The sequence below is a fragment of the Canicola haemoglobinophilus genome, assembly GCF_002015075.1.
In the GTDB taxonomy this organism is placed as follows: domain Bacteria; phylum Pseudomonadota; class Gammaproteobacteria; order Enterobacterales; family Pasteurellaceae; genus Canicola; species Canicola haemoglobinophilus.
Genome location: NZ_MUXZ01000070.1, coordinates 1 through 2,185, shown reverse-complemented (window position 1 = coordinate 2,185; position 2,185 = coordinate 1). Strand labels below are relative to the sequence as shown.

The following is a 2,185-nucleotide window of genomic DNA, read 5'->3' as shown; positions in this document are numbered from 1 at the left end:
AAAAAGTTACCGCACTTGTACCTCAGGTTTATTTAGTTCCTCGTCATAGTGATATTACGGCACAAGGTGCTTTAATTTCTGCTAATACAATTATTGGTACGCTTGATAATGTACAAAATTCAGGGATTATTGCAGGTAGAAAATTAACTCAGATAAATGCGGAACAAATAAACAATCAAGGTGTTATTCTGGGTGACACAGTGGATTTATCAGCAAAACAACACTTAATTAATTTAGGTGGAAAAATTGAGGCAGTTGATAAATTATCTTTATCAGCAGGGAAAAATTTAGAAATTGCAAGCACCTTGAGAGAAACAAAAACTTCAACTGATTTTGCCCGACGTGTAGTGGATAAAATGAGCCAATTGAAAGTGAGCGGCGAAAAGGGAAAACTATCTTTGCAAGCAGATGGTGATTTAACAGTTAAAGGCGCATTGATTAAAAGCCAAGGAAATATTGAGGCAATTGCAAAAAATATAGAATCTGCAACATTAGCGGTATATAACAAAGAACATTACAACGCTGATGCAGATAACTATTACCGTTTGAATCAAAAAACTGAGGTTGGTAGTCAGTTTACGGCAAAAAATGCTGTTGTTTTACTCGCCGAACAAGATATTCATTTGCGCCAAGCGGAGCTGAGTAGTAAACAAGCAGATGTTACTTTGCAGTCTTCAACAGGCAATATTGATATAGTGGCAGGCAAAACAGAAGAACAGGTTGCCAACAGCATTAAGAGTTCCACAAAAGGATTATTTAGTAGTTCCACCGAGCTTACACGTCATCAACATCATTATACTGAAACGGTAGGAAGCAATATTGATGGAGAAAGTGTAAAAGTATTGGCAGAGCAAGGTAAAGTACAGGTTTCTGGTTCAACTATTGTAGGTGAGCAAGATGTTGCAATGGTGGCAAAAAATGGGATAGATATTGTCGCAGAGACGAATCTATCCAAAGAGCAAGATGAGCATTATAGCCGTAAAAGTGGGCTATTAGGATCTGGCGGTGGAATTGGCTTTACAATCGGTCAGAAAAAAGAGCGTACGGAGCAAGAACAACAGACAGAAAGCGTAGCTCATAGTCAAGTTGGCAGTTTAAAAGGTAATGTAACCTTGTTAACCGAAGGGGATTATAAGCAAGTCGGCAGCATAGTTACTGCTCAACATGGTGATGCAACTATTATGGCTAAAAAAGTCGATATTGAGGCTGCTGGCTTAGATTATATTAGCCATTACAAACGCACCTTTGAACAAAAAGGCTTAACGATAGCGATAAATATTCCAGCGGTTCAAGCCGCACTTGCCGCTAAAAATACAGTAAGTGCGGTGAAAAAAGTGGGAGAAAGTAAAAATAACCGCATTAATGCCTTAGCTGCTGCGAATGTAGGTTTTGATGCTTTACGCACAGTAGAACAAGTAGGGCAAGCCATAGATGCAACTAAGGCACTGGCTAATGGAAATATGGCAGATGCGAATATCAGCGTATCTATAACCTACGGTCAACAAAAGAACGTCCAATCCACCGATACTCAAGGAACAAAAGCAGAGGCAAGCCAAATTAATGCAGGTAAGGCAGTGAATATCGTCGCTCAAGGTGCAGGAGAAAATTCTGATATTAATGTCGTGGGTTCCTACATAAGTGGCAAAAAATCCACCGCACTTTCAGCAGAAAATGCAATTAACTTACTTGCCAAAGAACAGCATCATCAAGAACGCAGTAAAAACAAGTCTAGCGGATTTAATGCAGGTGTTGCAGTGAGTTATGGCTCAAATGGCTTTGCCTTCGGCATTACCGCAGGGGGAAATTACGGCAAAGGCTATGGCAATGGCGATGAAACAAGTTGGCTTGCAAGCAAAGTCGGCAGTTTACAAAGTCAAACCTCTTTATCCAGTCAAAAAGAAACCAATATCAAAGGCAGTCAAGTATTAGGCAATAAAATCAACCTCAAAGCCCAAAATCTCAATATTGAAAGCCTACAAGACACAATGACTTACAAAGGCAAACAAATGAATGTTTCAGGTCAAGTAACGGTAGGCTATGGTTTCTCCGCTAGCGGCAGCTACAACCAATCTAAAGTAAATGCAGATTATGCCAGCGTAAAAACACAAGCGGGGTTATTTGCAGGCAATGAAGGTTTTGATGTTGAGGTTAAAAAGCATACTGATTTAAAAGGTGCGGTTATCAC

1 protein-coding gene is annotated in these 2,185 nt (G+C 39.7%); it reads left to right on the top strand.

Annotated features, from left to right (window positions below; translation table 11 throughout):
• A partial coding sequence (locus B0186_RS11220; RefSeq protein WP_211272450.1) for a hemagglutinin repeat-containing protein occupies positions 1–2,185 on the top strand: 2,185 nt, incomplete at both ends.